Annotated in this window: 25 protein-coding genes; 11 read left to right on the forward strand and 14 right to left on the reverse strand. The window is 43.3% G+C overall.

Going from position 1 to position 23280, the window contains the following annotated elements; translation table 11 throughout:
• The first annotated feature begins 32 nt into the window (after positions 1-32).
• Positions 33-2447 carry an ABC transporter permease gene (locus tag LZF95_RS00445; protein ID WP_233752945.1) on the forward strand — a complete coding sequence of 805 codons (2415 nt, stop codon included), beginning with the start codon at positions 33-35 and terminating at the stop codon, positions 2445-2447.
• 455 nt (positions 2448-2902) lie between these two features.
• Here LZF95_RS00445 and LZF95_RS00450 read toward each other — a convergent pair whose 3' ends face one another.
• The 3 genes from LZF95_RS00450 to LZF95_RS00460 are packed head-to-tail and all read right to left on the reverse strand — an operon-like array spanning position 2903 to position 5171.
• Positions 2903-3577 carry a hypothetical protein gene (locus tag LZF95_RS00450; RefSeq protein ID WP_233752946.1) on the reverse strand — a complete coding sequence of 225 codons (675 nt, stop codon included), beginning with the start codon at positions 3575-3577 and terminating at the stop codon, positions 2903-2905.
• 26 nt (positions 3578-3603) lie between these two features.
• Positions 3604-4575: a HEPN domain-containing protein gene (locus tag LZF95_RS00455; RefSeq protein ID WP_233752947.1), complete on the reverse strand. Its 972-nt coding sequence runs from the start codon at positions 4573-4575 to the stop codon at positions 3604-3606.
• Entirely contained in the window at positions 4572-5171 is a 600-nt protein-coding gene (locus LZF95_RS00460; protein ID WP_233752948.1) for a hypothetical protein, read from the reverse strand. Before LZF95_RS00460 ends, LZF95_RS00455 begins: the two co-directional genes overlap by 4 nt.
• A gap of 480 nt (positions 5172-5651) precedes the next feature.
• Here LZF95_RS00460 and LZF95_RS00465 point away from each other — a divergent pair, with 480 nt between their 5' ends.
• Positions 5652-6068 carry a hypothetical protein gene (locus LZF95_RS00465; protein WP_233752949.1) on the forward strand — a complete coding sequence of 139 codons (417 nt, stop codon included), beginning with the start codon at positions 5652-5654 and terminating at the stop codon, positions 6066-6068.
• A 224-nt stretch (positions 6069-6292) separates the two neighbouring features.
• Here LZF95_RS00465 and LZF95_RS00470 read toward each other — a convergent pair whose 3' ends face one another.
• The 4 genes from LZF95_RS00470 to LZF95_RS00480 form a co-directional block, all read right to left on the reverse strand.
• Positions 6293-6466 (reverse strand): hypothetical protein, encoded by a 174-nt coding sequence (locus LZF95_RS00470; protein ID WP_233752950.1) that lies wholly within the window; start codon positions 6464-6466, stop codon positions 6293-6295.
• Positions 6408-6593, reverse strand: coding sequence for a Pr6Pr family membrane protein (locus LZF95_RS27715; protein WP_368670756.1), 186 nt, complete (start codon positions 6591-6593; stop codon positions 6408-6410). The genes LZF95_RS00470 and LZF95_RS27715 overlap by 59 nt, the downstream gene beginning before the upstream one ends.
• 161 nt (positions 6594-6754) lie before the next feature.
• Complete coding sequence (locus LZF95_RS00475; RefSeq protein ID WP_233752951.1) at positions 6755-7915, reverse strand: VCBS repeat-containing protein; 1161 nt, start codon at positions 7913-7915, stop codon at positions 6755-6757.
• Positions 7916-8041: 126 nt separating this feature from the next.
• Complete coding sequence (locus LZF95_RS00480) at positions 8042-8290, reverse strand: hypothetical protein (RefSeq protein ID WP_233752952.1); 249 nt, start codon at positions 8288-8290, stop codon at positions 8042-8044.
• A 303-nt stretch (positions 8291-8593) separates the two neighbouring features.
• On the opposite strand from LZF95_RS00480, the gene LZF95_RS00485 reads away from it, so the two are divergent.
• The 8 genes from LZF95_RS00485 to LZF95_RS00525 all read left to right on the forward strand — a co-directional run bounded on the left by LZF95_RS00485 (position 8594) and on the right by LZF95_RS00525 (position 14502).
• Positions 8594-9010 carry a hypothetical protein gene (locus tag LZF95_RS00485; RefSeq protein ID WP_233752953.1) on the forward strand — a complete coding sequence of 139 codons (417 nt, stop codon included), beginning with the start codon at positions 8594-8596 and terminating at the stop codon, positions 9008-9010.
• Between the two features lie 22 nt (positions 9011-9032).
• On the forward strand, positions 9033-9713 hold the full coding sequence (locus LZF95_RS00490) for an ERCC4 domain-containing protein (RefSeq protein WP_233752954.1): 681 nt from the start codon (positions 9033-9035) through the stop codon (positions 9711-9713).
• 96 nt (positions 9714-9809) lie between these two features.
• Positions 9810-10376 carry a hypothetical protein gene (locus tag LZF95_RS00495; protein ID WP_233752955.1) on the forward strand — a complete coding sequence of 189 codons (567 nt, stop codon included), beginning with the start codon at positions 9810-9812 and terminating at the stop codon, positions 10374-10376.
• Between the two features lie 225 nt (positions 10377-10601).
• On the forward strand, positions 10602-11003 hold the full coding sequence (locus tag LZF95_RS00505; RefSeq protein ID WP_233752956.1) for a nuclear transport factor 2 family protein: 402 nt from the start codon (positions 10602-10604) through the stop codon (positions 11001-11003).
• 137 nt (positions 11004-11140) lie between these two features.
• Positions 11141-11680 (forward strand): hypothetical protein, encoded by a 540-nt coding sequence (locus LZF95_RS00510; RefSeq protein WP_233752957.1) that lies wholly within the window; start codon positions 11141-11143, stop codon positions 11678-11680.
• Between the two features lie 89 nt (positions 11681-11769).
• Positions 11770-12000: a hypothetical protein gene (locus LZF95_RS00515; protein WP_233752958.1), complete on the forward strand. Its 231-nt coding sequence runs from the start codon at positions 11770-11772 to the stop codon at positions 11998-12000.
• Positions 12001-12097: 97 nt separating this feature from the next.
• Complete coding sequence (locus tag LZF95_RS00520) at positions 12098-13249, forward strand: AraC family transcriptional regulator (protein WP_233752959.1); 1152 nt, start codon at positions 12098-12100, stop codon at positions 13247-13249.
• 71 nt (positions 13250-13320) lie between these two features.
• Positions 13321-14502: an acyltransferase family protein gene (locus LZF95_RS00525; protein WP_233752960.1), complete on the forward strand. Its 1182-nt coding sequence runs from the start codon at positions 13321-13323 to the stop codon at positions 14500-14502.
• Positions 14503-14909: 407 nt separating this feature from the next.
• Here LZF95_RS00525 and LZF95_RS00530 read toward each other — a convergent pair whose 3' ends face one another.
• Genes LZF95_RS00530 through LZF95_RS00545 form a run of 4 tightly spaced genes read right to left on the reverse strand, consistent with a single transcriptional unit; the run spans position 14910 to position 16628 of the window.
• Positions 14910-15314 (reverse strand): VOC family protein, encoded by a 405-nt coding sequence (locus tag LZF95_RS00530; protein ID WP_233752961.1) that lies wholly within the window; start codon positions 15312-15314, stop codon positions 14910-14912.
• An 11-nt stretch (positions 15315-15325) separates the two neighbouring features.
• The gene (locus tag LZF95_RS00535) at positions 15326-15775 is read right to left on the reverse strand and encodes an SRPBCC family protein (RefSeq protein ID WP_233752962.1); all 450 of its coding nucleotides are present in this window, start codon (positions 15773-15775) and stop codon (positions 15326-15328) included.
• A 28-nt stretch (positions 15776-15803) separates the two neighbouring features.
• Positions 15804-16187: a DoxX family protein gene (locus LZF95_RS00540; RefSeq protein ID WP_233752963.1), complete on the reverse strand. Its 384-nt coding sequence runs from the start codon at positions 16185-16187 to the stop codon at positions 15804-15806.
• A gap of 15 nt (positions 16188-16202) precedes the next feature.
• Complete coding sequence (locus tag LZF95_RS00545; protein WP_233752964.1) at positions 16203-16628, reverse strand: SRPBCC family protein; 426 nt, start codon at positions 16626-16628, stop codon at positions 16203-16205.
• Between the two features lie 145 nt (positions 16629-16773).
• Between LZF95_RS00545 and LZF95_RS00550 the strand changes: the two genes are divergently transcribed.
• Positions 16774-17751: a GlxA family transcriptional regulator gene (locus tag LZF95_RS00550; protein WP_233752965.1), complete on the forward strand. Its 978-nt coding sequence runs from the start codon at positions 16774-16776 to the stop codon at positions 17749-17751.
• Between the two features lie 105 nt (positions 17752-17856).
• Here LZF95_RS00550 and LZF95_RS00555 read toward each other — a convergent pair whose 3' ends face one another.
• The 3 genes from LZF95_RS00555 to erm all read right to left on the reverse strand — a co-directional run bounded on the left by LZF95_RS00555 (position 17857) and on the right by erm (position 23243).
• A complete protein-coding gene (locus LZF95_RS00555) occupies positions 17857-20178 on the reverse strand; it encodes a type IA DNA topoisomerase (RefSeq protein WP_233752966.1) in 2322 nt (773 codons plus the stop codon).
• A gap of 219 nt (positions 20179-20397) precedes the next feature.
• Entirely contained in the window at positions 20398-22233 is a 1836-nt protein-coding gene (locus LZF95_RS00560) for an alpha/beta hydrolase-fold protein (RefSeq protein WP_233752967.1), read from the reverse strand.
• 209 nt (positions 22234-22442) lie between these two features.
• Positions 22443-23243, reverse strand: a complete 801-nt coding sequence (gene erm / locus LZF95_RS00565; RefSeq protein WP_233752968.1) for a 23S ribosomal RNA methyltransferase Erm — start codon at positions 23241-23243, stop codon at positions 22443-22445.
• Positions 23244-23280: the final 37 nt, after the last annotated feature.

The following is a 23280-nucleotide window of genomic DNA, read 5'->3' on the forward strand; positions in this document are numbered from 1 at the left end:
GATAAAAACAATCCCTTTAAACCCCATGCACCATGTGGAGCAACCTGACTAAAGTATCGATAAGAAACCTGCTCAAGCATAAGTCGCTTACCCTGATCAATGTATCTGGCATGGCGGTGGCGCTCACGGCGTGCATGCTGATTGGACTATACATTTTTGACGAGTTGCAGGTGGATTCCCGACTGGCGGATGGAGACCGTATCGTGCGGGTATCGACTAAGGTGGAATCCACCGACTGGGCAGGAACTCCCGCACCTCTCTCCTTAGGCCTGTCTGAGGATTTTGCTGAGGTAGAGGCGAGCGCCCGGTTGATGAAGTTTCCGGAGCTGGATCAGATGCTGCTTCGCTATGAGTCAGGGTCGGAAGTGAAGCAGTTTTACGAATCCAGGGGTTATTATGCCGATTCAACATTTTTTGAAGTCGTGGCCTTCCCGCTGCTCAAGGGGGACGCTTCCAGGGCTCTAAGGACACCATCCGGCATCGTGATTTCCTCCCAATTGGCAGACAAGATCTTTGGGGATGAAGATCCCATCAATAAACCCTTGACAGTAGGCTTGCCTTTTGGGGACTTTGACTATACAGTGACGGGCGTCTTTGATGCCGACTTTGCCAATTCCCATATCGATGCCAATTTTTTCCTTACCATGGAAAACCAGGACTTTGGCCGTATTATCAGTCAATGGACTAACTGGGCCAGCAACAATATCTTCTATACTTACATCAAACTCAGACCTGATGTTGACCATGACCTGTTTGAGCAAAAGGTAAACAGTTACTTTGTGGTGAAAGCCGCTCAGGATATGAAAGCGATGGGAATCACGAAGACCATATTTTTCCAACCCTTTCGTGATATCTACCTGAAGTCTTACGCCGAATATGAGCTCGGGCGCAAGGGCAACCTGGGCAATCTTTACATCTTTGGCACAATCGCCCTGTTTATTCTGCTGATTGCCTGCATCAACTTTATGAATCTGACCACGGCCCGCTCGGAGCGTAGGGCCAGGGAGGTTGGTATTCGAAAGCTCCTGGGTGCTGACCGCACTGCACTGATGGGACAGTTTCTCACAGAATCGGTGATGGTGGCCCTGATAGGATTGTTGATTGCCGCGGCCCTGGTTCCTTTGGTTTTACCAGTGTTTGGAGAGATGATCGGCCGGAATATTACAGGTCATGTCCACTGGACTCCTTGGACTGCTTCCTTGATTTTGTGTATTGTGGCAGGTGTGCTGGCTGGGATGTATCCGGCATTCTTTCTTTCCGGCTTCAAGCCCGTTGCGATCCTAAAAGGCCGGTTTATGGGTAAGATCTCCGGTATATCCCTTCGTGAGGTCTTGGTGGTCGTACAGTTTTGTATCTCAGCCTGTCTGATCCTGATGGTTTTTGTGATCAAAAGCCAGATGAATTTTGTCCGGACTCAGGATCTGGGCTTTGACAAGGAGCAGCAGATCATCCTTCCTCTCCGAAGCGAAAAGGCCATCCAGAGCTTTGATGCGATGAAAAATAGCCTGACTCAAGGTTCACAGTTCAAATCCGTAACCAGGGCCTCGACCTATCCGGGGGTAGAATCTCTGGAAGATATGCTGTACTACACTGACGGAAAGACCAGCGAAGATGTCGTACATATCCGCCATTCCTATGTAGGTGATGATTTTATTGAAACCCTGGGGTTTGATCTGCTAGCCGGACAGAGCTTCACGCAGGCATTGACTACGGACCGGCCGCTGATCATTCTCAATGAGTCGGCAGTGAAGGCCTTGGGGTACGAGGTGGAGGAGTCGATTGGAAAAAGAATCCACTATGATTGGCGCGGGGAAACGGTGACGCTGGAGATACATGGGGTGGTGAGGGACTTTCACTTCCAAAGTCTGCATCGGGAGATAGAGCCCTTCGGATTCAGAAATGGCGCGAATGGCGGCTATTTGATCGCGAAATTTTCCCCGGGAGCGACTGGTGAGGCCCTGACGGCGGCACGCAAGGCTTGGGAGGCGGCGCAGATTGCAGAGCCCTTTACCTTTTCATTTCTTGATCAGGACTTTCAGCGCAACTATGAGCGTGAGGAGCGTACCTCTAATATCATTGTCTCTTTTGCGTTTTTGGCTTTGTTTATCGCCTGTTTGGGTCTATATGGACTCACTGCGTTTATGACCGAGTTGAAGACCAAGGAGATCGGCATCCGCAAGACACTGGGAGCAAGTGACTGGAGCATCATAAGCCTGCTGTCCAAGGATATCGGGAAAACGGTCCTGTTGGCAGTGATTATGTCTGTGCCGATTGGAATATACCTTTCAAAAAGCTGGCTTGCCAACTTTGCCTTTCAGATCCAGGTGGAGTGGTGGTACTTCCTGTTGGCGGGACTGGTTGCTCTGATTATAGCCATGCTGACGGTAAGCTTCCAGTCGCTCAAGGCTGCATTTATGAATCCGGTGGAGAGCCTGAAGAGCGAGTGATGAGAGTAAATTAGTATCAAGACATAAGTAGGGCTTGCTGAAAAAGTCTCAGCTATACCAGGCTTGCCTGCTCTCAGGGAGGCGAGCCTACCGGACAGGAAGGTTCAAGGCGGTCGAGTGATGATGTTTGCTTATACTTCGAATGATTCCAACTTAGAAGATGGTATGGCTGAGGCTAGCTGGAAAATCTCAGTTATGGGTTTGTCTGATGCATGGATAAAGACCTTTTACCCTCAAAAAGCTTGCACTTGCTGAAAAACTCTTCTCATAAAAAGAATGTCAATCATTCAGAATTATAGTTTTTGATTAATTAGTAGCGTTTTTCAACATGCCCTAAGTATCAAGATTATAGAGCCGGGATTTAAGAATCCAGAACCAAGATCCCTAGGGTATTTCAGTGCGAACGACGGACGAGTTCCACAAACTTGAAAATTGATTTCATACCTTTTCATTCCTTATTTCCGAAACATATGGAATTTTCCAAGCACATCGGGAAGACCATCCTTTTTACTGTTTCGGGCATAGATCTGACCGCAACAGTCCAAAATAAGGTTCAGTATGGCATCGTCCATATTGTGATTTTCGGAAATATTCCTGGGGATTTCTGCGTCCTTAGAGGTGGATGATCCCCAATGCAAAATAAGATACAGTAGATCAGGAAGAGAATATTTTTCAAAAATATTACGTAGAAAGTGCCAAGGATCAATTTCCGGCATCAACCTGTTTGTTTCCGGAAGAAAAGGGAATGTTTCTGTCGGGTGGCTTCCGGTTTCCGTTTTCCGATTAGCTTGACCAACTAATGGCTCAACAGAAGGCTCGTTTCGGATAAGATGTGCTGCATGGAGAAGTCGGGAAAAATCATTGACAAAAACATTGACACCTTCTTGGGGATCCCAATAGGCAACGCTGCTTTTTCCTTTTACAGAAAGAGAGAGTGTCTCAAGGAGGTAATGGGCTTCATAAATGGTATAGCGGTCTTTGAAGAAATGTAGGATATAGTCCAAAGGAGCGAACTGCTGCCCAGGTGGAATAGCATCTGGTAAAGGGTATCTGACTATCGGAAAGCGATCTTTCGCTTCCATAGCCTGAGTTGACTTCTGCGTGAGGTTGTAATCGATGACAAAGTGCATAATGTGAAAACCTTGGAAGGGTTTTTCTATTCGATTGCGGAATTCAGCTCGAATTTCTTTCGCTCCTCAGCGCATAATCCCAATAATGTGCCCAAGCATTCGTTGATTTCATTTTCTGTGCTATCCGCCACTTTATAAGAGCCATTGTATCGAGCCTTGCAATACGCTCCGTCCAAAACGGAAAGCGCCTCTTCCTTACCGCTAAATAAATCGGATAGCTCAGGGATATACTTCGAGCACAGTCTTAGTAGAACCTTTAGCTCATGGGTCTTCTTCTCTAGTTTTTCCCATGCCACCAACAGCCCTCTTAATGCCAACTCGGCGGATTGATGTAGAAAAAACAACTTCATTTCAGAAGAGGTAGTTTGTGCTATACGGAAGAACTCCTCAGATTTTTCAAGACTTTGGTTGAGGCGGGCCAAGGCAGCAGCCTTGATGGTTTGGAGGTTTTCATCGGAAACCTGAGGCAATCCTTCAAACGCTTTTTCGAGATATACAGGGGATGAAGAAAGGATTTTTTCCAGGAAGAATGGGGTTCCATCGGCCATGCACTTTGTCAAATAACCTACATTGATGCAGTGGATTTGATAGGAGGGTCTGTCCTTTAGGAGCAGACCGATCACCGCTTCAATCTGATCATGCTCGCCTGGGGTATGAAAGGGGAGTAAGACATACAGATCACTTGTGTTTTTGTTTTCGTGCAGATAAATAGCCTTGGGGCACAGCAGTATTTTCAGTGCGTCGCAAAGAATCTGGGACTCCTTTTTGTCTTGGGGGGCATTTGCCAAACCTTGGTTCACCTTCATGCCATAACGGATATAGGCCATCAGCATTTCCCAGAAATACAGGTTGTTTTCCACTTCTTCAGAAGTGTCCAGTTGCTGGACAGAATAGATGACAGAGCTTTTGTGGAGATCCCACAATATATTCTTAATGGATTCCTCGCTATAGCTTTCAAAGAGTTCAAATGGTTCGAAGTCAAAGGCAGTAGGTATCATGATGTTTTTGTTTTTGAGTGGTCAAATAGCCTGGTGTAGATGATATAACAGGCCTCAGTCAGCCTGATAAAGTCCTCAGAATGTTCCATAAAATCTTCAGCGTTTTCTTCCGCACCGCTGAAATTACAGATTGCGTAATCCCTCATCTCGTTCCATTTTTTCACCCATTTTTTTAGGGATTTTTTCAGGAAGAACCTCTTTAGAACAATCCAGGGATTTCTGATTTCCTGTATATCCAATCTGCTGGGCAATAAATAGATGTACTCTGATAGGTTGGGCGAAGAAGCCAATTCTCGATGCGGAACAAGGTCTTCTAAACAGGGGGCATCTACAGGCTCCAAGTAGCAATTTTCGTAGAGATAGTGTGCTGAGTAAATTAGTTTTAGGAACTCATTGCCAAAATAGGCGTGGTCTCCAGGCGTCAAGCCCTTATAGTCCGGTTTTCCGGATAACGCATTCTTAAAGATCCTCATTATCGTGTTTTTCCATGAATCGATATTCATCATGCTGATGAGAAGATCATATAAGACTTCTTTGCAATGCTCATGAGACTTGCATTTAAACTTTGAGGGGTAGGTTTTGTAGAAAGTGTTCATCAGATAGCGGGTTTGATGGTTTTAAGATTACTTCCATATTTTGATTCATTCGGATGTTCGGGTAAAAAGGAGGTATATTTCTTCATGTTTAGCTTATTTTCTACGCTTTGATTTGTTGCAATATTTCAGAAATGTAAATGGGTATCCAGAAATGCTTACTTTGGGAAACCTAAAATTTAATTTGGTGCCTATAATCATTATACTGCTACAGCTAAAGAGTTGAATAAGTATAAAGTGACCTTTTCGCTTGATGTTATGAAACAAGCTGATTGTCCGTAAATATTTATAAATTAGTTCAATCCGGATGATTAAGTGATTGTCGGTGTTTTCCGAGCCATCCGGATGCTGCTGGGGATCCAGCGATTATCGTCGTCTGCCAAAAATGCTTTTTTGGTTCTTTTTGGCTATATTTCTATAGCTGTCTTAAAGATGGTTGTTTTTATCTAATAAATCAAACTATAAAAGAGAAATTTTTCAATTATGTCGGAAATTGTCAAAAGAATTGGTGATTTCGCTCATGAAAAGCGAATCAGCATTCGTCAAATTGAAAATGCGGTTGGCTCCGGCAACGGAACTTTGTCCAAGGCAATCGGGTCAAATAAAGATATTCAGACCAAATGGGTTTCGCTGTTCATAGAGAAGTTTCCAGAAGTGAACCCTATCTGGCTTTTGACTGGGAAAGGGGAGATGTTGAGCACCAGCTTGCCTGTGGCCAGTGACGTGGTGGAAGAGCCCAAAGAGGAGTTTGTGACCAAAGAGGGGATGCGGCAAAAGCAGGAGGTAATCGAAGCGCTTAAAAGGCTTGTGGACTCTATGGAGGGGCAGCTCAAAGACAAAGAGCGACTGATCCACATGAAGGATCAATTGATCAGGGAATTGGAAGGGAAAAGGACTTGATTCGGGATATGCGGTATTGCTGATTTATCCTCCTCCTTATGGTCAACTATCCATGGACATATCTTTCCAATCATATTGGAAGAAAAATCAATTTTAATAGGATCAATGGGCACTGACCACGGCGGGGTGTGGGGAAATACCTTGGATAAAAACTATATCTGGGAATCAATGAACCCTGGAAAAGCTGTTCGATATTTCTTTGCATTTACCCAAAGATTCCTTCATCAGTTGGATTCACTTTTGGTTTTCCCAAAGGCAATCAACAAAGCTGAAAGAATCAAAAAAGACAACAGTGCTAATAGTCCGTTTGTCATCGCAGCGGCAAAGCTCAGTTTGCCCTCATCGATAAACGGATAGGGGTAGAAACCTGAATCCATGGGAAATGGTATAGATGACATATACCAGTGGATAGATCATCCACATAGGAAGCCATTTATAGGAAAGAGAACGTTTTGGAACAAACTTTATCCAAAGGAATAGAAAGAGCAGGGGAACGACGGTGTGAAATATTTCCGGTACTATCAGGTTAAGGCCACCGAAATCAGCGAGCGGTCACAGGATGATGTTATAAACCAGTCCTACGATTGAAATATATACTATGATGGCAGTCTGTGTGGTCTGTTTGCTGAAAAACTTCTTTAATGTGGAATGAGAGGTTCTATTTTGCCATGCCCATTTGGTTGCCCCTATTCACTCTTATTCCAATAGATCTTCAGGTTGTTGGTGGATCTGCCGGAAGCGATCAGGTCCAACTTACCGTCTCCATCCAAGTCTGCTGCCTGTAGGTCCTCGCAGGCCATTCCGTTTTTGTCTATCCAGATTTCCTCATACTCGGAGAAGGAGCCGTTTTTGGGGATAAATAGTTTGATTCCGAATTCACCCGCTTCATTTGGGAGCCGCCACCCTACGGCGATCTGATCCCATCCCAAACCCAAAAAATCACCCACAGCGAGTGCGTGACCGTCTTTGAGCTGGGTGTCAAGGACATTTCTTTTTGGCCCCTTTGATTGTAGATCTTGGCCAAAACCTTCATAGGCGACCAGTGTGGTGCCATGCATGGGCTCTATAGTGGCGAGAAATTGATTTTGTCCCGTTCCCTTCCCTAGCCGAAGTTCTCCTGCACTGGGGGCTGTAGGGAGTCTGAGTTTTTCTTTTTCCCAAAAGGAGGATGAGCGCGTTAAAAGATTTACCCCTTCTTTTCCTCCCAAGAGAACTGCATTGTCCGATGCGTCACCTATAACATCCAGGTTATGGGTAAGATGCATGCTTTCATCAATTACTTCGTAGTCCCATTCTTGCGAAGGATCTTCGGGGAATTCATACGCGATTACTTTGACCCCTGCGCCCTCACCATTTGCATTTCCTCTGCCATGGAGTGGAACTACTATCAGATGGGCTACAGTGCCATTCTTTATCCATCGCATTCGATGTGTGGTCGGTTCATGATGGAGTTGTTTTGGTGACCAGGTTAGTGTTGGATCATCCGGTCGGATGAGGTAAAACACCGCGCCGGACTTCTCAGCGTCCGAAGTTTCACCCGGATTCCATTGGGCGCCTACCGCCACTTCTACTTTTCCGTCTCCGTCTATATCCTGTGCCGCAATGCAGACATTGTCCGACTGGGTGAGATTTTCAGCCATCACATGTCTTTTCCAGTCTCCGTTTCTATACCACACAAAGTCATTTTTGTCAGCCAGAAGTATATCGGGTTTGCCGTCCCCATCTACATCCCCGATGGCAACCCCATAGCCTATTGAGATTTCGGAATCGATGATCTGCGGTTCAAAAACGGGTTCTTTTTGCATTTGAAAAGCTAGAAACAGATAGAATATGGGAATAGACAACATGGTTTTCTGGGCTGGTACTTTTTAAATATAAATAAAGTAAGAGATATTTTTAACTCTTAAAAGGTTAATTGTCAGGTTCCTGTCTTCTTTCTTTTTAGCTTCTATGGGAATAATAAAGCAGGCAGCTCAGGGATTTAGGAGATCGTACGCCTGCGCCTCAAGTGATTGATGCTGATTGAATAATTTCTGGAGCTCTCCGAATAGTTCTTCATCGGATTCCCATTCACTGGAAATTCCGGTAATTATCCGGCGATTGATTTCCAGGGATTTGGTCAATAAACCACAGAGCCGAGAGATGTTTTCCTGCTGGTAGTGGGGTGCGGCATTGAAGGATGGATTGTTGAGATTCGAGATGTTCAAGACAAGAATGGACATAGGCCGTCATGTTTAGATGATAAATACCAATGAATATCCAGAGACAATAATCTACACTATAAATAGTTCATGGATATTTGAAATACTTATAGATCGTCAGACCGAATCATGAGTGGTAGTCCTAAAAATGACAACGGGATCATCTGAATGGAGCAATTCGGAATATGGCTGTAAAGCAGCTTTGGCGTATAAGGTCGATACAAATTGTTGAAAGATCGACTCTTTTTATTATATTTCTATAAGTAGATGAAATATCGTGATTTATATCTATAAAAGCAATAGTAAATAATTTATATTTCTATAATGTCGGTAATTGTCACTAGAATAGGAGAATTCGCTTTTCGGAGCAAAATAAGTATCCGAACCATTGAATCAGCCATAGGGTCAGCAAACGGCACGCTCTCTAAGGCTGTCGGAACTGACAAGGATGTGCAGACCAGATGGATTGTAGGGTTCATGGAAAAGTATCCCGAAGTGAGCCCTACCTGGCTTTTGACCGGGAAAGGGGAGATGCTGAACGCAAACCTGCCAGTCTCTCATGATATGGTGGAAGAACCCAAGGAAGAGCTGGTGACCAAAGAGGCAATACGCCAGAAACAGGAAGTGATAGAGGCACTGAAAAAGCTTGTGGATTCCATGGAGGGACAGCTAAAAGACAAGGAACGGTTGATCCAGATGAAAGATCAATTAATTAAAGAATTGGAGGGGAAGCGTATTTAACAGAGATTTCAAATGTATTCCAATGCCCAATTTGCTGAAATCTTCTTATTATTTACCCTTACAGGTCACTATTGATGACAGGGAGCCTGTTGCGTTGGAAGAAGAATTTCGGAAACTGGGAAATATGATCATTCATCGCCAGCGTTTGGCGGTAGGCGACTACCTTTTTGACAGAGACTTTTTGGTAGAAAGGAAGACGATCCCTGATTTCTGTCTTTCCGTGAAAGACGGAAGATTGTTCAAGCAGGCTGGGAAACTGGCCGGAAGCCGCATTCCCGGATGTATTATCCTGGAAGGGAAAACCAAGGATTTTAAGAATACGGATTTTTCCCCGCAGGCCCTTCAGGGAATCCTACTCTCCATGTCCCTGGCATTCAGACTTCCTGTTTTACGGACTAAAAATATCTGTGAAACAGTACAGGTTATGTTGCAAAGCTTCAAGCAACTTGCGGGGGATGGCCTGGGAGAACATAGATTTTATCCCAGACCCATCTCGGCAAAAAAACGAAAAGACCCTTTTCTGGTACAAAAAATCCACATTCTGGAAGGGTTTCCGGGAATAGGTGCGGATAAAGCAGAAAGGCTGCTGATGAAATTCGGAAATCTTCAAGCAGTGTTGACAGCCTGTGATAAAGAGTTGCTGAGTGTGCCCGGCATAGGGGAAAAGACCGTAAACAGGCTTATTGAAATTTTGAGGAAATGAATGGCATGAGGAAGAAGTGGCCTTGCCTGAAAACAGGAAAACTGCCTGATGTCAGTGGGTTTTCCCAGGTTACTTGGTTCCATAAACATCTTTCTAATGGGGTACAGACTATTTGACATTTCCGGGACTGATGTTACCCATCACGACCTACAAGACAAAGGGGTTTGGTGCATTGAAGGCGCAAGCAAAGAGGAGGCTTTTGTCCGGCTGTACGGAAGCGAGCTTGACTTGGTTATTAATCCTGAAAAAAACACCAACCCTTATGCCCCTGACTTACTGAACACAAAAAATGGGAAACTGGGAGATTTAAAAACCCAAAATACGCCATTCTTTCAGGCGGGCAGTAGATTTGGGCTTAATCCTCAACATACCGTGGTTTTTAATGGGAAAGACAGGGATAGATACAGAGCTCTTTATCCTGAAATTGAGATCTACTTTGCGGTGGACTGGCAGGTTATTTCCTTTGAAAGCGGCAATTCTAAAGTAAATGTCGAAGCAATGGTAGGGGTATGGTTTATACCTTTTGGTGAATTGGACAAGATGTTGGAGAAGGCATCATTCCATTCATACCGACAAAGAGTGTATGACAACAAAGGCAACGCTAAGGGAAGTTACGTGTTGGATTTGAGGGATCCTGCTTTCAGGAACGTTATCAAAGGTTGATACCGCTTGACAGAAATGGGTGTGAATACCTTGCCGATTATAGATAAATTAGCTCAGTTTGGATTGGGAAATTTGAAATAATTCGACAGAACCATTTAGAGTTGTGGGAGAAGTCACAGTCTGGCAAGGACACCCAGCGGAACAGGTCAATACGATGAGGGAGCACCTTATTAAACTTAGGCAACAAGGCATAAATTCGTTAAACGATTAAAAATGAATTATACAATGACAAAAATTATTTCTAGTCCTTCGTGCGGGAATTCCCCCAAAATGGAGTTTCTGAAGGAATTCAATATAGCATTTGCCAAAGGAGACGTAAATTTCCTGATCGAAAGTGTCACTGATGATATTGTTTGGAATATTGTAGGGGACAAACAAATTAAAGGCAAGGTGGATTTTGCCGGGGAGTTGGAAAAAATGAAAGGGTATAAAGCCAGCGAACTGGTTCTTGACCAAATCTTATCGCACGGAAAGGAAGGAGCTGCAAATGGAACAATGAAAATGGAGGACGGGAAAATATATGCATTTTCTGACTTTTACCGTTTCAAGGGAGCCAAAGGCGTGAAAATCCAATCAATCTCCTCGTATATAATAGAGGTTGCAGGTTTTATTAAAGTAAACTCCTGAGGATAGGGTGAAATTATAGGGGCAGATGAAAATATATACGATACTAACATTAGGATAAATGCTTTTTTGCCAAATGGCAAATACCCAAACCAATTTCCATATCGGGGAAACTAAAGGTTTTTGAAGAAAATGCCCCTGTGAAAATCGAGAGAGAAAAACCTTGTTTTGGACAACTGCTATCTCAAAGGGGGCAATTTGAGTTAAGCGGAAGTTTTGAACTAGCGTCCACACCCGTACATCTTGCCATCGGCAATGGAAATGATTTCTTTTACTCCCCTTTATTTATTGGAAATGAGCGGATAGTGATCGAAGAAAATATCGAAGATTTTCCTTTTGATCTTCAAACCGAGGGATCAGCCTATGATGGGTTGAGGTATGACTTTGGTCAACTGGAAAAGGATTTGATTGTTCAAAGAGATGAACACCTTGCCGAAATGTTTTCGCTACGGGTACAGGGCAAATGGAACGACAGTTTGGAAAATGCATACTGGGGCAGATCAGGGCCTTTTGGGAAAATACGGACTCTTGATATCGAATTGGACAAAATCAGGGAGGAGTTTATTGATGACAACATCAATTCCTATTATACGCTGTGCCTCTTTGGGGTGTGCAAGACCGAATACCCCGGACCCAAAATTATAAATCTAATAGAAAAATTAGATCCGGAACTCAATTGACTCAGCCTATGCCAAGTCAATTGAGTCCCGTCTTATAAACCCAGATTTATCTGCCGGCGATACCTACTATGATTTTTCAGCATACAAGAATGAAACACAGATCAAATTTTCGGTTTTTTTTTCAAGGCAAATATGTGTTGCTGGATTTTTCCACTTTTTATTGTGGCTGGTGTCTGAAGGCAATTCCTGCACTAGGGGAAATTAAGCGGTGTCACAATGAAATGCTGGAAATCATCACCTTTTACGTGGACAAGAACCCTGTTGGGCTTTTAGGAGGAGAATTGATCGGGGATTTCACCAATACTCCTTTTGCAAACTGAACGATAGAGTGATTGTATTGTCTTACCAAGCCTATACTACCAATTACCTTTTTTTAACTTTGGCAAGTGAAATCATATAGAACCAACTGCTTGAGAGATGTCAAACAATCTTGAATTCCTCCACTTCGATATTTTTTCGGCAATTATTTTGGCAGGTTCAGTACAAGGGCTGTTTCTGTTTTTGCTGCTTATTACCAAGCAACAAAAACAGCCTTATCACAATTTGATTCTGGCAATGGTAGTCCTATCCTGTTCTTTAATCCTTTTTGAGATTTTTTTGGGTTATAGTGGGTTAATGTATCAGGTATTGTTTTTAGTAGACTATTCAGAACCTTTAATATTTGCTATGGGCCCACTCATTTTTCTTTTAGTCAGAAGTATGGGGGGCGAGCAGTACAGGAAGGCCGAATGGTTGCACTTTTTGCCTTTTGTATTTTATTTCCTTTATCACATGCCCTTTATGTTGGAAAACGATGACGTCAAGTTCAATGCGTTCCTCTGGGCGTTTCATCCTGAACGGGCACCTATAGACGCTGTCCACAAATTCCCATTTGATCCACTGCATATCAGGCGCAACCTGAACATCGTAGCGCTTATTCATTTTATCCTGTACCTTTTCCTTACTGTGTACAAAGGGAAAAAACTCCGGCAGAATGCGCACATCAATCCATATTTTCTATCCTGGATTAAGGTATTGCCAATCTCGCTTTTTGTTGTGGTTATCTTATACTTTGTTGTGAAATCAAGCTTTGAAAATGATCTGGGAGATCACTTACTGGCTTCCTTTCTCACTTTGCTGCTCTTCTTTATCAGTTATAAGATGTTGACAGATTCCGGTTTTTTTCAACCGCTGGCTCAATTGAAATATGAAAAATCCACCCTAACTGATGAAGGTAAATTAACCATCCTGAATAAGTTACAAGCGTTAGAGCTGACAGACTTTTTTCTTGAACCTTCCATCAGTCTTTCTGAATTGGCCAAACGGTTGAATACAAGCCCGCACTATTTGTCACAGGTACTTAATGAGAGTATAGGCAAAAGTTTCTTCGAGTATGTGGGAGCGCTCAGGATCATAAAAGCGCAAGAATTACTTTTGGATCAGAAAACCCGGCATCTGAAGATTGATGAAATTGCCGAGATGAGCGGTTATCTTTCAAAATCAGCTTTTAGCGCGGCTTTCAAAAAACTGACAGGCACCACGCCGGGAGAATTCAGAAAAACAGGCAAAAGTTCAGGTGCTATTTTATAATGCAGTACTCCTAACTGATCGGAAAAGTCAATTGAATCCTGCTGTTTGTCATTTCTTTGTCAAAAAAAGATATGACAACACAGATGAGATTAAGACGCTATGAATTGGATTGGTTAAGGGTAATAGCCTTTGCCCTACTTGTTTTTTTTCATACAGGTATGTTTTTTGTAAGTTGGGACTGGCACATCAAAAATAACGTGATCAGTGAGGCTATTGAATGGCCTATGATTTTTCTGAGTCAATGGAGAATGTCTCTTATTTTTTTGATATCAGGCGCCGGGGTTTATTATGCCATGGGATATAAAAGTCCTAAGATGTTCGTAAGGGATCGTCTTAAAAGGATACTCGTCCCTCTAGTGGCGGGGATAATCCTTGTGGTACCGCCACAGGTTTTTCTGGAGCGCTTGGCTCAGGGCGCCGAATTTGGCTATTTTGAGTTTTATCTGACTTTTCTAAAATTTGAGCCTTACCCCAATGGAAATTTCAGTTGGCATCACCTTTGGTTTTTGGTCTATATACTAGTTTACAGCTTGTGTTTTTTGCCTTTGCTTCATCAAATTCGCCAAAAGAACTTTTCATTTAATTGGGTAAGCAGTTGGATGATCATCGTATTGCCGGGATTGTGGCTCGGTATAGGTGAAAGCTGGTTGAGGCCTCTTTTCCCTACCACAGGTGCATTTATCGATGATTGGGCAAATCATTTTCTTTACATCAGCATTTTTGTTTTAGGCTTCATATTAATAAGTTCCGAATATCTGCAGGAGAAAATCCAACGCTTAAGATGGTATAGCCTTGGAGTGGCTCTTTTGCTTATAAGCATACTCTACAGTCAGTTCTGGCTATCCAACACGGGATTTGTTTTAGTCGGAGAGGTTGTGTACCGGTATATTGTCTCACTCAATCGCTGGTGCTGGCTTATTGCCATTTTGGGGTTTGCAATTCAGCATCTCAATAAGAAAAACCGTTCGCTTAAGGTATTGAATGAAATGGTATATCCATTCTATATTCTTCACCAAACCGTTATTGTTATTCTGGCTTTTTATTTCAAGGATATGCCTTGGTCCGTAGGCGGGAAATTCAGCATTATCTTAATAGGGACCTTTGCTATCTGTTATGTACTTATTCGGTATTTGATTATGAGGGTCAATATGTTAAGGCTTCCTTTTGGACTCAAACCCTATCAGAAACTGAAAAATCGAAATGTGGTCTTGCAATCCGACAAGCAAGTGCTTCAAAAATCGGGCGTAAGTTAAGTTACACTAAAACGTAGGGCTGTTCAAAAATCCTTTAACCGGGCTTTAGGTTTAGTAGTAGCCGCTGTTCCCATTTGATCGATGGGAACAGCGGCTATATGAGGAGCTATATCTCATTTTGGATTCTCGAATGAACTATAGGGAGACTTTTCAGACGGATTAGGCAGGGTGCTTGTAGCAGTAGCATATTCTGCCCTAGTATGAGGATATGAAGGGGGGAGCTGTCACAGAGATAACATTTCCCGGATAAGGACAGCCCAGATGCCTATCTGGTTTATTTCAGTTTTTTTACCGGGGACAAGGTGAGCTATCTTTCTATTTACTCTGTCCAAGTGAAGAATCTGTCAACTATTACTTTCTTAGTTTTTGGGGAGAGGAGAGTCTTTTCGTACCAAGTGCGTATTTCACTAGTCAGAAATCCCCAATACCCACCGTACATCAAATGGATCCGTGAGCTCAATCAGTTTTTGGTCATCGTGATTCCCGTCAAAAGACTTCGTTTCATCACCCAGCAGTTTTTCAATTAGCTCCCTTCTTTCATCCCTGTCTTTGCATCCTAAAAAAATAGAAATATAGTTTCCCAACTTTCTTCCTTCGTTGTGTACCAGATCCGAGCCGTGGATGGTTATCCCCTCTGCAAGCAGTGATCCGCTCACTACAATTTCCTTATTGGCAGGCAACTTATTTTCAAATGATTTCAACCGCAATACACCTCCAAAGCAAGATTGGTAAAAGGTGAGTGCCTTTTTACAATTTCCGGAGAAGGTTATAAAAACGGCACTCATTGCTTTATAATCAGTATGTGCTATCATGTTGGATTAAATCAGGCATCCGGAATTTCAGGTTCGACCAGTTTTATCAATTTCTCCAGGGATTCCTGCCAGCCCAGGTAGCACATTTCAGCTGGTATAACATCTGGAATTCCTTCTTGTAACACCTTGAGCTCAGTGCCACAGGAGACTTTTTGAAGCTGTATCGTGGTTGTCATTTCGCCGGGGAGATTAGGGTCGTCAAACCTATCGGTATATTTAATAAGTTCGTTGGGCTTTATTTCCAGGTATTCACCCCCAAAGGAATGGCCGTTTCCGGTACTGAAATTAATAAAGGTCATTTTAAACGATTCCCCTACCTTAAAATTCATTTCCTGCACCGTGCAGAGAAAGCCATAAGGAGGAAACCAAAAGGAATTGGCTACAGGGTCTGAAAATGCCCGAAATACCTTTTCAGGGCTTGCTTTGATTACTCTGTGTAATGAGACTGAGTTGTTTTTCATGATTTATATAGTTTTATTTTTAACCAGTTCATTTTGATTGTCCATGCTTTTGAATCTTGCCGTTATAGATATAGGAAACTGCAAGGATGCCCAACACTACAAGAGGCATTAACATAAATCCGATGTTTTGATCTACACAGGCATGGCTGATAAACGCATAGATCAAGCTAAAGGTCAAGCCTGCGTAAGCCCACTCCCTAAGCTTGGCGGGCACGCCGGGAACTGAAATAGCTAGTACTCCCAAGACTTTACTGAAAATAAGGGCATAGGCAAAGTAATCGGGGTAGCCCAACGGCTTGGTGCCTGCATTCACATATTCCGGTGCAAATAATACAGTGCCAAGTGGCATTACTCCCTCCCACAGAAGGATGATGGTAGTTGCCGTCCAAAAGATTGTTTTGTTTTTCTTCATGATAAGAGGTGTTGGTTATTGATTTTTTGATTCCACATAGCTTACAAAACTGTTTAAAATAGCCTGCCATCCTTGTCTCTGAAATTCAGGATCATTTTCGGTTTCCGCATCAAAGGTGGTTTCTATAAGGGTCTCACCGTTTTGTCCAGAAAACAACGTGGTAGCCTTTCTTCCATCACTCATTGTATAGGTGATCTCCTTATGCAGCTCCACGGTATCATAGGTTCCTTCAAAATCGAATCCGAAACTCCCATCTTTTGCTTCCATTCTATTCTTGAACTTTCCACCGGATATCAGGTCGTTTTCACTACTTGGGCAATGCCAACTCGGATCCGGGCTGTTCCATTGCACAATGTCGGCAGGGGTATTCCATGCCTTCCAGACTTTCTCCACAGGAGCATTTACTGTGGCTTCTACTTTAATCCTGGTTGTTTTGGTCATGTTATTTAGTGTTTTGTGTTTGTTAGATTTTATGATGTAAAATTACTGCCGCCCAGGCGACCTTATATGTTGTGAAAATGACAATATCAGGGGTGGATAATGCCAAGGCAATGCTTATCTTAGGTTGATTTTTAATTTAAATGCAATGCGGATTTCAGTCTTTGTCCCTCAATATGGGGTAATTGAGGCGGTGACGCCACCATTTCGAAGTTTTAATACAGCCAATGAGTTTTTGACAACCTTCGGTAAGAAGCCCGTTTTCGAGGTGGAATATGTGGGCTTAAATGAATATGTACCTGCCAATAATGGAGAATATACCATTAAAACGAATAGGTTGCTTAAGGAGGTTTCATACACTGATTTACTGATTATTCCCCCCACATTCGGAGATACTGAAAAAGGAATACAAGCTAATCTTGAAGCTATTCCTTATTTCAAAAGCCTGTATGCGAACGGAGCCCGTCTTGCCAGTTTATGCATCGGGGCTTTTCTATTGGCGGAAACAGGCCTGCTAAATGGTAAAAAATGCTCTACCCACTGGGCACATGTGGAGGAGTTCAGGGGGAAATATCCCGAAGTGGAAGTGGCGGACGGAGCGATTATTACAGAACACGACAATATCTACAGCAGTGGGGGAGCCAGCAGTTTATGGAATTTAATTCTGTACCTCATTGAAAAGTATTCCGATAGGGAAACCGCGATATTGATTTCAAAATATTTTGCCCTGGATATGGGGAGGGACAGTCAGTCACAGTTTGCGATCTTCAGAGGCCAACGGTCCCATGAGGATCAGGAAATCCAACTCGTGCAGGATTATATTGAGGCCCATTATGAAGAAAAAATAACGGTGGAATGCCTGGCAAGTTTAATCAATACCAGTAGAAGAACCTTTGAAAGAAGATTTAAGGCGGCCACCAACAATACCCCAATAGAATACACACAGAGAGTGAGAATTGAGGCGGCCAAAAAATTCTTTGAAGCCTCCAGAAAAAATGTATCCGAAATCATGTTTGATGTAGGCTATACCGATACCAAAGCCTTCCGGGATATTTTCAAAAAAATCACAGGACTTACACCCATTGAGTACAGAAATAAGTTTGCGCGTGTGGGGTATGAGGTTTGAGATCTAAATGGGAGTTTTTTAGGGAGCATCTCAGCTTATGTGGAGCATATAAGGGGCATTTTACAGGGTCAAACTCCTTCTCCTAAAGGCAATCCGTTGTATCATTTATCCACCTGTTTGATCAACCGCACCCTCCTTCAATAAAGATGTCACCAGCTCTACGGTTAACGGTTTCTTGCCCGCTTTTTCCCTGAGGGAATCAAAAGCGTATCTAAAGTCACATCCCTCTTTGTAAGCACTGCATCCATAGGCTGTTTTACCCCTGATTATTGTTCCTTTTTTGCACAAAGGGCAGGGAATGACCGGAGGAGTTTTTTTAGAAGCAGGAGAATTGGCCGGTTTCTTTTCTTCCAAAACGAGTTGCAACCTGTCATTGAAGCGTAGCAAACCTTCTTTTTCTCCTGTAGGGGTTTTGAATCCTTTTAAGTGGACAGTGGATCCTTTCTGGAGCAAACGCAAGTATTGATTCTCTGATATTTTCTTTCCTTCGAAGGAAAAAGGAAGTAAAAAACCGCATCCTTTTTTGTAGGCACTGCACCCATAACTCGACTTTCCTTTTAGCAAAGCCCCTTCCTTGCATTTTGGACAAGAATGACCCAATATTGCAGTTGCCGTTGTTTTTTTTTCTTTTTCAGGAGCCTTGATTTCAGTGGGTTGGGATAGTTTGACATGATTTTGCTCCATCATAACTTCGACCACCAGTTGCGCCACCATTTGCTTCATGTTGTTTACAAAAGCACCCGCATGAAAATTCCCTTTTTCTATCTCTTTCAATTGCTTTTCCCACTGTCCTGTCAGCTCTGCTGAGGTCAGCAGGTTGTTCTTGATGATATCGATCAATTGCATGCCTGTTTCGGTGGGCAAAATCTGCTTTTTATTCCGTTCAATGTATTGGCGCCTGAACAGGGTTTCGATAATATTTGCCCGGGTAGAAGGGCGACCAATGCCGTTCTCTTTCATTAGCTCCCGCATCTCTTCGTCGTCCACTTGTTTGCCGGCAGTTTCCATGCCTCTCAACAGGGTCGCTTCTGTATAGTGTTTGGGTGGTTTGGTTTCTTTCTCCAGGAAAGAAGGTTCATGCGGTCCTTTTTCCCCTTTTTTAAAGATGGGGAGCTCATCCTTCTCTTTTTTATCTTTACCGTCAGCTGTCTCAAAAACAACCCGCCAGCCTTTTTCTAAAATCACCTTTCCGGTTGTCTTGAACGGAACAGTATCCACTTTTCCCAATACTGTGGTATTGGCCACCACACAATCATCATAGAACACCGCTATGAACCGCTTTGCGATAATGTCGTACACTTTCAGGTGATTGCCGTGCAAACCAGCTTCCATGCCTGTAGGAATAATGGCATGGTGATCGGTTATTTTTTTATCATTGAAAACCTTGGTGGATTTTTTTAGTTTTTTGCCCAAAACAGCTTGAGTCAACGATTTATAATTCGTTAGTTTCTCTAAGATTCCGGGCGTTTTGGGGTAAATATCATTTGGTAAAAAGATGGTATCTACTCTTGGGTAGGTGATTGCTTTTTGTTCATAAAGTTGTTGGGCAATTTTAAGTGTTTCCTCGGCAGAAAGGCCAAACTTGTTATTGCAGTACACCTGTAATCCTGTGAGATCAAAAAGCTTTGGTGCGTATTCCTTCCCTTTTTTCTTTTCGATGGAGATGACTTCAAAATCATGTTCTTTTACTGTTTTGGCAAAAGCCTCTCCCTCTTCTTTCTTCAAAAACTTTCCTTCCTCACAGTTAAACACAGTTTCTCTATAGACCGTTTGTAACTCCCAGTAAGGTTGTGGCTGAAAATTTTGGATTTCTTTAAATCGGTTCACGATCATGGCCAGGGTAGGTGTTTGGACTCTACCTATGGACAGCACTTGTTTGTATCCGCCATGTTTGACCGTATATAAGCGCGTGGCGTTTATTCCCAACAACCAATCCCCGATTGCCCTGGAATATCCCGCATAATACAGATTATCGTACTTGGCAGAAGGCTGCAGTTTTTCGAAGCCTTCTTTAATGGCCTCTGCGGTCAGCGATGAAATCCATAAGCGTTTGACTTCCCCCTTGTACTCTGCCTGTTCGATCACCCATCGCTGGATCAGCTCTCCCTCTTGACCGGCATCCCCACAGTTGATAACAAGAGTGGCAGTCTCAAACAGTTTTTTTACAATTTCAAATTGCTTCTTGATCCCTGGGTTATCTACAACTTTGGTTTTGAACTTCTGGGGAAGCATCGGAAGGTGACTTAGGCTCCAGCTCTTCCAATGCGGTTCATAATCGTTCGGTTCAAATAAGGTACAAAAGTGTCCGAATGTGTAGGTTACGATATATCCATTCCCTTCATAGTACCCATTCTTTCTATCAGTAGCTCCAAGAACAGCTGAGATTTCACGGGCGACACTTGGCTTTTCGGCAATACAAACTATCATCTGAAGCAAAAATAGCTAAAATAGCATGAGCGTGACGGGCTGCTGGCGTAGTAAAGTATTGGAAAATAAAGTAAACGCTGTGAGCCAAACTGTTAATGATTATTCTTCCAAACGATGATACAGATGGGAAATGCTCATTACATATTCCTGGCCTAAGATTAGGTCGAGATGAAGGGGGGATGATCATTTATCCAAACTTGCCTAAGAAATCTTTTTGACTCAGTCCATATTTTTCTTTGCCACCGTCCAGCCTGAGGAAGTAGCCAATTCCGGAGGATTGGAAGAGAAAAGCTTTCCTGCCTCTTCATCCCCTTTCAGTTGCCACTTATACCAGTTAAGCGCTACCCGTGCAAATTCACCACCATATGGTTGTCCATAGGTCCCACCATGCCCCACGTCCAGATTGCCCATGAATATAGGGATATGATTGATGCGGCTGAAATCGTCCGTTCCGTTTGCATAGGCGATGTCAGATTCCCCACCAAGTAAATAAAGGGTAGGGACTTTGATGTTTTGCAACTGATCCTTGTTGACCTTGGGCATGCCGGCCATTCCTGCGCCTGGGCTCCCCAATACGCCACTGTTGAATACGCCAACCGTAGTGATTCTGGGGTCTCCGGCCACTTCTATGGTTTGCAGCCCCCCGCAGGACATACCGCTCACGGCAATGTGTCCGGTGTCGATTTTTTGGTAATAGGGACTCTTAGGGTCATTATTTTGTGCTGTGGCCCAGTCTATGGCATCCAGTAGTTTTTGCGATTTGGAGCGCACATCCGTCTGTTTGGGCATGGTACCGATTGCTACGACCAAAAAACCATGGGAAGCAATTTCATTCAGGAAGTTGACATGCTCCCAAGGGGAATCGTAGCAGGCACCATTGCCCCAAGCGATCACTTGAAGCTTGTTTGCTCCTCCAAAAGCATCAAGCTTCTGGGGCCTAAAGATGGTATGCGTGGGCAAACTGGGCTCTGATTTCATCAGTGCAGGATAAATGCCAGTACCTCCGTTTTCAATGATTTCGCTTACTGTGCTTTCCTGAAAAACAAGGTTCTCTGAAAAGAAAGGCAAGGCTTTGGTTTCTATACGTTCAGCTATGCGGTTGAGATGGTCACCTTCGTAGCTTTCATAGAGATGCTCGATCTGGTAAGCGTCCAAAACCTCATGTAGCTTTTGGGTAGCCTTGCTGATGCCGCTATCCTCTGTGCCGGCATCCATTCCTATGGCTTTGAGCCTTTTCAGGTTTGGGATGTATTGATCTAGGGTGGTAAGCGTACGGCTGGCGATGATCTTATTGATAATATCCTGTCTTGGTGATTCTTCCTTCACGGGGAGATCCAGATAGAATGGGGGATTTTGGGGATTTGGCGCAAATGCCGCCGATGTGGCGAGAGCCGCAATTTCGAAAAATGAGGCATCCTGTAGTTGATCTGGGGTTAGTTTTTCCAACTTGGATATCATCTCAGGATCGGTACTTGCTCCACCGTCCATACAGCAAGGGCTAAGGGCATAGATCGCGGCAAAAACATCCGGATACTTCATGCCAAGACGTAACGTGCCAAAGCCTCCCATGGAGTGTCCCGCAAGTCCTCTGCTGGCCTTATGGGGCAGGGTTCTGTAATTGGAGTCTATGTAGCTCACCAGCTCTCGGGTGATGAAGGTTTCCCAGTCGCCTATGGTGGCTGAACTTGCGTACATGCTTCCTTTGAATTTGTTGTAAGCATTGGGCATCACCACAATCATCTCTTTGGAACCTCCAGAAGCGAGGGACTGCTCGATCACATCCTGGAGGTTGATCCAATGATTTTCCCACCCAAACCACTGGGAATCTGTATCGGTAAATCCATGTAGCATGTAGAGCACGGGGAAATGTCGGTCAGGATCAGTTTGGTAGGAAGGGGGGAGGTACACAGTCACATCCCGATCTACAGGATCCCCTATGAGGTTGCCTTCCAGTGCGCTGCTGTGTACTTTGATCCGCTCTTTGCTGCCTTTTTGAGCCTGGGCAGCAGTCAATCCAAAGCATAGGAGCAGGGTGAGTAGAAACGTTTTTTGCATGGGTCTAATGGGTTTAGGTTTTACGTAAAAATAGGTCAAACTGAGAAGTTCTCCTATCCACAGGATCAACTATGGGGCATTTATTATGCAAGTTGGGATTGTGACAACAGGATCAAGGGCCTAAATGAAAAATATATGCAACTGGTTGTGCGGCAGCTTAAAAGTCGATACCAAACCAGAAAAACCATCTTGACAAGCGGGCTCTGAATTTAAGAAGGATGGAATTTATCAGGGACAATTTCCAGCATTTTCAAAAAACAGTTTTTCCATTGACTTGGTAAAAGACAAACGATTGGGGTGTTGAGCCTGATTCCGAACTTTTCTGAAATTGACCTGACCTGGCTTTTTCTGAAAATCAATTTCAAAGCTGTTTTGACAGATAGATCTGGCTTTTCTAACAGAAAGGAGATAAACGCTAAGTATTTTACCTTAAGCCCAAAATCAAAAGACGACTGTTTTCTATTAATGCATAACAGAGCAGACTTGACGCTTGGTGGGGGCAAGAAACTTTCGGGACTTACTTCATACAGAAGTTTTAAGTCATAGAAAGTATGATATAAAACGATATAGGGATTGTAGAGCTTACCCGAAAACAGCTTTTGTGCAGGCTCTAACTGAAGGACAATAGACCCTCTAAGGAAATGTTCAACACTCCCAAACATCAGAATTTTGAAAATATCGGAAGTAATACCGTAAGGGATATTGGACACAACCTTAAAGTGCATCTTGGGAACCTCAAAATCTCTAAAATCACAAGCAACAACTTTGACATTATGGGCATTGGAAAACATTTTGCGTAAATGTTCAACTAACGCCATGTCTTTTTCAACAGCTACAACATTGTTGGAGATTTTTGATAAATGAACAGTGAGAAACCCCTTGCCTGCCCCAATATCCAAAACCGTATCTTGACTACTTATATTTGCTTGTTTTATTGCATCTTCTATTAGCGCTTTGTCAATAGTAAAGTGCTGACCCGTAAAACGAACGGGCAATTTCTTTTTTGTCATTGATTACTACTTGCAGGTGAATACTTGAATTCAAATC

Origin of the sequence: Algoriphagus sp. AGSA1 (genome assembly GCF_021390545.1) — a bacterium.
Taxonomy (GTDB): Bacteria; Bacteroidota; Bacteroidia; order Cytophagales; family Cyclobacteriaceae; genus Algoriphagus.

Bases quoted from the DNA above. Each gene is read 5' to 3' on its own strand.
- LZF95_RS00490 (WP_233752954.1), top strand. From the start codon at position 9,033: ATGCCCAATTTGCTGAAATCTTCTTATTATTTACCCTTACAGGTCACT.
- LZF95_RS00555 (WP_233752966.1), bottom strand. From the start codon at position 20,178: ATGATAGTTTGTATTGCCGAAAAGCCAAGTGTCGCCCGTGAAATCTCA.
- LZF95_RS00480 (WP_233752952.1), bottom strand. From the start codon at position 8,290: ATGTCCATTCTTGTCTTGAACATCTCGAATCTCAACAATCCATCCTTC.
- LZF95_RS00475 (WP_233752951.1), bottom strand. From the start codon at position 7,915: ATGTTGTCTATTCCCATATTCTATCTGTTTCTAGCTTTTCAAATGCAA.
- LZF95_RS00460 (WP_233752948.1), bottom strand. From the start codon at position 5,171: ATGAACACTTTCTACAAAACCTACCCCTCAAAGTTTAAATGCAAGTCT.
- LZF95_RS00495 (WP_233752955.1), top strand. From the start codon at position 9,810: ATGGGGTACAGACTATTTGACATTTCCGGGACTGATGTTACCCATCAC.
- LZF95_RS00450 (WP_233752946.1), bottom strand. From the start codon at position 3,577: ATGCACTTTGTCATCGATTACAACCTCACGCAGAAGTCAACTCAGGCT.
- LZF95_RS00550 (WP_233752965.1), top strand. From the start codon at position 16,774: ATGCGGATTTCAGTCTTTGTCCCTCAATATGGGGTAATTGAGGCGGTG.
- LZF95_RS00535 (WP_233752962.1), bottom strand. From the start codon at position 15,775: ATGAAAAACAACTCAGTCTCATTACACAGAGTAATCAAAGCAAGCCCT.
- LZF95_RS00470 (WP_233752950.1), bottom strand. From the start codon at position 6,466: ATGTCATCTATACCATTTCCCATGGATTCAGGTTTCTACCCCTATCCG.
- erm (WP_233752968.1), bottom strand. From the start codon at position 23,243: ATGACAAAAAAGAAATTGCCCGTTCGTTTTACGGGTCAGCACTTTACT.
- LZF95_RS00560 (WP_233752967.1), bottom strand. From the start codon at position 22,233: ATGCAAAAAACGTTTCTACTCACCCTGCTCCTATGCTTTGGATTGACT.
- LZF95_RS00545 (WP_233752964.1), bottom strand. From the start codon at position 16,628: ATGACCAAAACAACCAGGATTAAAGTAGAAGCCACAGTAAATGCTCCT.
- LZF95_RS00485 (WP_233752953.1), top strand. From the start codon at position 8,594: ATGTCGGTAATTGTCACTAGAATAGGAGAATTCGCTTTTCGGAGCAAA.
- LZF95_RS00520 (WP_233752959.1), top strand. From the start codon at position 12,098: ATGTCAAACAATCTTGAATTCCTCCACTTCGATATTTTTTCGGCAATT.
- LZF95_RS00455 (WP_233752947.1), bottom strand. From the start codon at position 4,575: ATGATACCTACTGCCTTTGACTTCGAACCATTTGAACTCTTTGAAAGC.
- LZF95_RS00505 (WP_233752956.1), top strand. From the start codon at position 10,602: ATGACAAAAATTATTTCTAGTCCTTCGTGCGGGAATTCCCCCAAAATG.
- LZF95_RS00540 (WP_233752963.1), bottom strand. From the start codon at position 16,187: ATGAAGAAAAACAAAACAATCTTTTGGACGGCAACTACCATCATCCTT.
- LZF95_RS00445 (WP_233752945.1), top strand. From the start codon at position 33: ATGTGGAGCAACCTGACTAAAGTATCGATAAGAAACCTGCTCAAGCAT.
- LZF95_RS00525 (WP_233752960.1), top strand. From the start codon at position 13,321: ATGACAACACAGATGAGATTAAGACGCTATGAATTGGATTGGTTAAGG.
- LZF95_RS00465 (WP_233752949.1), top strand. From the start codon at position 5,652: ATGTCGGAAATTGTCAAAAGAATTGGTGATTTCGCTCATGAAAAGCGA.
- LZF95_RS00515 (WP_233752958.1), top strand. From the start codon at position 11,770: ATGAAACACAGATCAAATTTTCGGTTTTTTTTTCAAGGCAAATATGTG.
- LZF95_RS00530 (WP_233752961.1), bottom strand. From the start codon at position 15,314: ATGATAGCACATACTGATTATAAAGCAATGAGTGCCGTTTTTATAACC.